The following is a 7,520-nucleotide window of genomic DNA, read 5'->3' as shown; positions in this document are numbered from 1 at the left end:
CCACCGGTGATCAGCACCGTACCGGCCACATCGAGATCCACCGGAACAGTCAGAACGATCTTCCCCACGTGAGCCGCCCGGCTCATGAACCGGAACACGTCGACCGCGTCCCGGACCGCGCGTACGTCGATCGGCAGCGGTGTGAACTCGCCGTCGGCGAAGGCCCGTACGACGGCGTCCAGGATCTCGCCGAGCCGTTCCGGTCCCGCGTCGGCGATGTCGAACGCCCGGTAGACGATGCCGGGATGGTCGGCGGCGTCGCGGATGTCGGTCTTGCCCATCTCCACGAACCGGCCGCCGGGCACGAGCAGCCGCAGGGAGGCGTCGACGAACTCGCCGGACAGCGAGTCCAGGACCACGTCCATGGGCGGGAACTTCCGCTCGAACTCCAGGGTGCGCGACGAGGCGATGTGGGCCTCGTCCAGTCCCAGGGCGCGCAGGATGTGCCATTTGGCCGGGCCGGCGGTGGCGAACACCTCCGCCCCGAGACGCCGGGCCAGTTGGATCGCCGCCATGCCGACGCCGCCGGTGCCGGCGTGGATCAGCACCCGGTCACCGGCCTTCAGCCCGCCCAGGTCGCGCAGGCCGTACCAGGCGGTCAGGAACACCACGGGCACGGACGCGGCCCTGGCGAACGACCAGTCCTCGGGCATCCGGACCAGCAGCCGCTGGTCGGCTACGGTGACCGGGCCGAAGGCACCGGGGACCAGGCCCATGACGCGGTCGCCGGGCCGGAACCGGGTGCCCGGGCCGGTTTCGAGGACGACGCCCGCGCCTTCGCCGCCCATCAGGGCCTCGCCGGGGTAGACGCCGAGGGCGATCAGCACGTCCCGGAAGTTGAGCCCGGCCGCCCGCATGGCGATCCGGACCTGCCCGGGCCCCAGCGGCTCCACGAGCTCCGGACGGGGCACCAGCGCCAGGTCGTCGATGCTGCCGGTGCCCGTGTCCTCCAGCCGCCAGGGCCCGTCCGGCGGGGTGAGGCCCGCGCCGACGCGGACCAGGCGGGGGACGCGCAGTGCCCCTTGGCGTACCGCCAGTTCCGGCTCGTCCGTGCCGGCGATCAGCGCGGGGTCCCAGGTCGGGTCGGCGTCGACCAGGACGAACCGGCCGGGGTGCTCGGCCCGCGCGCCGCGGACCAGGCCCCAGACCATCGAGTGGTGGAGGCCGACCACGTCACCGGGCGCGGCGGCGACGGCGTCGCGGGTGACGACCGCCAGCCGCGTCCGCTCGCCCGCCAAGTGGTCCTGGATCGCGGCGAGTACGCTCCGCGCGCTCTCGTACGCCGCCTCGACGGTGTCCGCCTCCGGCTCCGGTCCGGGCACCTCGTAGACGACCAGGTCGGCGGGGTCACCGCCCGTCGACGCCGATGCGAGGGGGATCCAGTCGAGTGTGTACAGGCTGTCCGGGACGGCGGTGGTGTCCCGGACGGTCAGCGACGTGATGACCGCGACCGGGGTGCCGTCGGGATCGGCCACGGCCACGGTGTACGTGTCCGGCCCGGTGGCGGACAGGCGTACGCGCAGCGTCCGGCGGCCCGCGGGCCGTATCGCCACTCCGGTGAACGCGAACGGCAGGCCGGTGCGGTCGGTGAGGAACGCCATGGGGTGCAGTGCGGCGTCGAGCAGCGCGGGGTGCAGGGGAAACGGCTCCTCAGCGGGGAGCTCCACCTCGGCGTAGACGGTGTCGCCGACGCGCCGGGCCGCCGTGACGCCCTGGAACGCCGGCCCGTACTCGTAGCCGAGCACGGCCAGCGAGTCGTAGAGCCCGTCGACGTCGAGGGGCTCACCGGCCGACGGCCAGTCCCAGGCGCTCAGCACCGGCTCCTCGCCCAGGGTGCCGGTGGCGTGCCGCACCCACTCGTCGCCGTCACGCGAGTACACCGTGAGCGGGCGGCGGCCGTCGTCCTCGGGGCCCACGACGGCCTGGAGGTGCACCGGGGTGTCGTCGAGGACGAGCGGCGTTTCGAGCACCAGCTCCTCGACCGCGTGGCCGAGCCGGCCGGCCGCGTAGGCCGCCATTTCCGCGAACGCGGTGCCGGGCAGGAGGACGGAGCCCCGCACGGCGTGGTCGGCCAGCCACGGGTGGGTGGCGAGCGAGATCCGTCCGCTGAGCACCGCGCCGTCGGGCAGTTCCACGAATGTGCCGAGCAGGGGGTGGTCGCCCGACGCCGTCGGGACGGGCCGCAGCCAGTACGGCCGGCGCTGGAAGGCGTACGTCGGCAGGCTGACGGGCTCGGTGTCGTCCGGGAACCGCCAGTCGACCGGGACACCATGGACGTGCAGGCGGCCGAGCGAGGTGAGGAAGTCGTCCTGGTCGCGCCGGAGCGTGCCGGTGACGAGGAGGTCGGAGCCGTGGTGGTGACCGGTCTCCTCGACGGCGGAGACCAGGACCGGGTGCGGGCTGACCTCGACGAGGACGGTGTGGCCGTGGTCGAGCAGCGCACGGGTGGCCGGGGCGAACAGCACGGGTTCGCGGAGGTTGCGGTACCAGTAGCCGGCGTCGAGGGCGGAGGTGTCGACCGGTTCCGCGGTGACCGTGGAGTAGAACGGGATCGTCGCCGGGCGCGGTGTGATGCCGGCCAGGTCGGTCAGCATCTGCTCGCGGATCGCCTCGACCTGGACGGAGTGGGCCGCGTAGTTCACCGGCAGGCGGCGGGCGCGGATGCCGTCGGCCTCACAGGCCGCCGACAGTTCGTCCAGCGCGTCCAGATCACCCGATACCACGACGCTGTCCGCGGAGTTGACCACCGCCACGGTCAGCCGGCCGTCCCAGCGGGCCACGAACTCGGCGGCCTGTTCATGCCCGAGACCTATGGAAACCATGCCGCCCTGGTCGGCCAGCACCGCCAGCGCCCTGCTGCGTAACGCCACCACCTTGGCGGCGTCGTCCAGGGACAACGCCCCGGCCACGTACGCCGCCGCGATCTCCCCCTGCGAATGCCCCACCACGGCATCCGGCTCCACACCATGAGCACGCCACAGTTCGGCAAGGGCCACCATCACCGCGAACAGAGCGGGCTGCACCACATCCACCCGCTCCAGCGCACCACCACCGGTCAACACCTCCACCAACGACCAGTCCGTATACGGCGCCAACGCCACACCACACGCGTCGATCACCTCCCGGAACACCCGCTCCGAGCCGTACAACCCCCCGCCCATCCCCACCCACTGCGCACCCTGCCCCGGAAACACGAACACCGACCGGCCCAGTGGACGGGCGATCCCGGTGACCAGACCCGGCGCCGACCGGCCCTCCGCCAGTGCCTCCAACGCCTCCGCACCACTCAGCACCGCGCGGTGCTCGAAACGCGACCGCCCCGCCAACGCCCGGCCCACCGCAGCCGCGCCGGCCTCCGGATGCCCGGCCAGGAAGGCCCTCAGCCGACGCGCCTGTTCCCGCAACGCCACGTCCGACTTCCCCGACAACACCCACGGCACCACTCCGCCCGCGAACCCGGCCGCGGACCCCGTCGAAGCCCCGGCCGGCTCTTCGGCGGCCGCCTCGATCACGACATGCGCGTTGGTGCCGCTGATGCCGAACGCCGACACGCCGGCACGGCGGGGACGCCCCGTCTCCGGCCACGGCCGGGCCTCGGTGAGCAGGGAGACACGACCCGCCGACCAGTCGACATGGGAGGTCGGCGCGTCCACGTGGAGGGTCCGCGGCAGTTCGCCGTGCCGCATCGCCATGACCATCTTGATGACACCCGCCACACCGGCCGCCGCCTGGGTGTGGCCGATGTTCGACTTCACCGACCCCAGCCACAACGGCTCGTCCCGCCCCTGACCGTAGGTCGCCAGGAGTGCCTGCGCCTCGATGGGGTCACCGAGGGTGGTCCCGGTGCCGTGCGCCTCCACCGCGTCCACGTCCGCCGTCGACAGTCCCGCGTTCGCCAACGCCTGCCGGACGACGCGTTCTTGGGACGGGCCATTCGGCGCCGCGAGCCCGTTCGACGCGCCGTCCTGGTTCACGGCCGAGCCCCGGACGACCGCCAGCACCCGGTGGCCGTTGCGGCGGGCGTCGGACAGGCGCTCCAGCAGCAGCAGGCCGGCGCCCTCGCCCCAGGCCGTGCCGTCAGCAGCCTCGGCAAACGCCTTCACCCGCCCATCGGCCGCCAGCCCCCGCTGGCGCGAGAACTCCACGAACCCCGCCGGCGTCGCCATCACCGTCACTCCGCCCGCCAGGGCCAGCGAGCACTCCCCCGCCCGCAGCGCCTGCGCCGCCAGGTGGATCGCCACCAGCGACGACGAGCACGCCGTGTCCACCGACACCGCCGGACCCTCCAGCCCCAGCAGATACGACACCCGCCCGGACGTGGCGCTGGTGGCTGTTCCGGTGGCGAGGAAACCTTCGAGGTCCGGCGGCGGCTGGTTGCCGTAGCCGGAGGACCACAGGCCGGTGAACACGGCTGTGCGGCTGCCGCCGAGTGTGGTCGGGTCGATGCCGGCGTGCTCGAAGGTCTCCCAGGCGGTTTCCAGCAGCACCCGCTGCTGCGGGTCCATCGCCAGTGCCTCGCGCGGCGAGATGCCGAAGAACCCGGCGTCGAAGCCGGCGCCGTCGGCGAGGAAGCCGCCCGACCGGCTGTAGGTCGTGCCCGGCCGGTCCGGGTCGGGGTCGTAGACGACGTCCCATCCACGGTCCGGCGGGAATTCGGTGATCGCGTCGGCACCGTCCGACACGAGCCGCCACAGGCCGTCCGGGGACTCCACTCCGCCCGGGTAGCGGCAGCCCACGCCGATGATCGCGATCGGCTCGCGCGCGGCCTCCTCCATGTCGGCGAGGCGCTTGCCGAGCACTCCCAGGTCGGCCGTGGCGCGCTTGAGGTAGGTGCGGAGCTTCTCTTCGTCGGACATCGCTACTCCTCAGCGTTTCGGGACTCGCCCGAGCGGATGACCTCGGTCCTGCGGTGCGCATCGTCCAGAAGGCTGAACAGTTCGTCGTCGCTGGCCTCGTCGACACCGGCCGCGGAGCCGGTACGTTTGGCGGTCCAGGCCGCGAGAAGCGCTTCGAGGCGGGCCGCGACGGTCTCGTAGTCGGCCTCGGCGGCTGTCGCGTCCAGGGTGGACTTGAGCCGGTCGAGTTCGGCGAGCAGGGGGTCGGGTTCGGTGCCGTGCAACCGTGTGTGCACGAAGGCGGCGAGGCGGGCCGGTGTCGGGTGGTCGAAGACGAGCGTGGCGGGCAGGCGCAGGCCGGTGTCCGCGTCGAGCTGGTTGCGCAGTTCCACGGCGGTGAGCGAGTCGAACCCGATGTCGGTGAACGCCTGGTCGGGGTTGACCGCCTCCGGTGACGCGTGCCCCAGGACGAGGGCGACCTGGCCCACGACGAGTCGCAGCACGTCGGCCTGCGTCCACACGCGGTCGGCGGCCTGCCTGCGCCGGGGCCGTACCAGCTCCCGCAGCAGGGCGGGCGGGTCGCCGGCGCGGCGCAGCGCCGGCAGGTCGAATCCGACGGGGGCGAGGGTGGGGGTGCCCGCGGTCAGCGCGGCGTCGAACAGGGCCAGCGCGTCCGTCGTCGGCAGCGGCCGTACACCGGCCCTGGCCAGGCGGTGCCGGTCGGTGGCGGTGAGACCTCCGGTCATGCCGCTGGCCTCCGCCCAGTAGCCCCAGGCGAGCGACACGGCCGGCTGTCCCTGGGCGTGCCGATGGGCGGCGAGGCCGTCGAGGTACGCGTTCGCCGCCGCGTAGTTCGCCTGGCCCGCGCCGCCCAGCACACCGGCCGCCGACGAGAACAGCACGAACGCCTCCAGGTCCGAGGTCAGTTCGTGGAGGTGCCGCGCCGCGAGGGCCTTCGGCTCCCACACGCGCGCGAACTGCTGCGGGGTGAGGGATTCCACGACGGTGTCGGACAGCGTGCCCGCCGCGTGGATCACCGAGGTGACCGGGTGTGCGGCGAGCAGCCGCGCCACCGCCTCGCGGTCGGCCACGTCGCACGCCACGATGTCGGCGGTCGCGCCCAGCGCGGCCAGGTCGGCGGTCAGCGCGGCCGCGCCGGGGGCGTCCGGGCCGCTCCGGCTGACCAGCAGCAGGTGCCGCACGCCGTGCCGGGCGGCGAGGTGGCGGGCGACCTGGCCGCCCAGGGTGCCGGTGCCGCCGGTGACGAGCACCGTGCCCTCGGGGCCGAGCGGCGAGGACAGCGGTTCGGTCCGCGCCCGTTCGAGGCGGGGGACGTGAACGGCACCGGAGCGGATCGCGAGCTGGGGTTCGTCGCCGGCCAGCCGGACCTCGTCGCCGTCGCCGCCGTCGACCAGCACGAACCGGCCGGGGTGCTCGGTGGCGGCCGACCGGACCAGGCCCCAGACGGCGGCGGCCTGCGGATCGACGTCCTCGCCCGGCCGAACCGGCACGGCGTTGCGCGTGGCGACCACCATGCGCGGGGTGTCCGTGGTGAGGAAGTCCTGGATCACCCGCAGGGTCTCGACGGGCGAGGTGGCGTGGTGGACCGGGATGTCCGGTTCGGTGGTCGCCGCTTCCAGGACCGGCCACGCCACCCGGTACGGCACGTTCCGCGTGGGGGCCCCGGCCGGCCGGCGCAGGGCCAGCGAGGCGATCTCGGCGACCGGCGCGCCCGACTGGTCGGCGAGGCCGATCGCGCAGGTGTCCTGACCGGTCACGGTCAGCCGGACCCTGACCTGCCCGGCGCCGCGCCACCAGGAGATCCCCGCGAAGGAGAACGGCATCTTCGCCCGGTCGTCGGCGAGGGTCACGGTCTGGATCGCGGCGTCGAGCAGGGCGGGGTGCAGGGCGAACCGGGTGTCGCCGGGGGGTGCGGCCACCTCCGCGTAGAGGGTGTCGCCATCGCGCCAGGCCGCTCGCAGACCTTGGAAGGCCGTGCCGTAGGCGAATCCGGCGTCGGCCAGGTCGTCGTAGAAGGCGTCGAGGTCGACGGCTTCGGCGTGCGGCGGCCACTGCCGTGCCCAGGGCTCCCGAGGTGCGACGGGTACGGCGCCCAGGGTCCCGGTGGCGTGCCGTACCCACTCGCCGTCCGCACGCGAGTGGATCGAGACGCCGCGTCGGCCCGCCCGGTCGGGGCCGACGGTCACGGACACCTGTACGCCGTCCGCGACCACCAGTGGTGTCTCCAGCGTCAGGTCCTCGACCGCCGGGCATCCGACGTGTTCGCCGGCCCGGAGCGCCAGCTCCACGAACGCCGCGCCGGGCAGCAGGGGCGAGCCCGAGACGACGTGTTCGGTGAGCCACGGCTGCGCGGCGGTGGCGAGTCGCCCCGTCAGCACCACGCCGTTGTCGTCGGGCAGTTCCATGGCGTCCCGCAGCAGCGGGTGGTCGATCCGGCCGTCACCGGTCGGTGCGGGGGTGGTGGGCTGGAGCCAGTAGCGCTGGTGCTGGAAGGGATACGAGGGCACCCGCGCACCCGACGTCCCCACCGTTGTCGTCGCGGGTGGCATCCAACGCGCGGCGCCGTCCGCCCACAACCGGCCCAACCCCGCCAGCAACCGCTCCGGAGAATCACCACCACGCCGCATCAACCCATTACCCACCAGCAACGGATGCGGACCCACC

At 73.8% G+C, this 7,520-nt stretch carries 2 protein-coding genes; both read right to left on the bottom strand.

The window, feature by feature from the left end; all coding sequences use genetic code 11:
- On the bottom strand, positions 1-4,856 hold a 4,856-nt coding region (locus ACZ4W9_RS40035; protein WP_467944173.1), incomplete at its 3' end, for an acyltransferase domain-containing protein.
- Between the two features lie 2 nt (positions 4,857-4,858).
- On the bottom strand, positions 4,859-7,363 hold the full coding sequence (locus ACZ4W9_RS40030) for a type I polyketide synthase (protein WP_467944172.1): 2,505 nt from the start codon (positions 7,361-7,363) through the stop codon (positions 4,859-4,861).
- Positions 7,364-7,520 lie beyond the last annotated feature (157 nt).

The sequence above is a fragment of the Streptomyces sp. NPDC029296 genome (assembly GCF_055569255.1).
The sequence above is the reverse complement of the archived record's forward strand: the minus strand, read 5'-3'. Positions and strand labels throughout refer to the sequence as shown.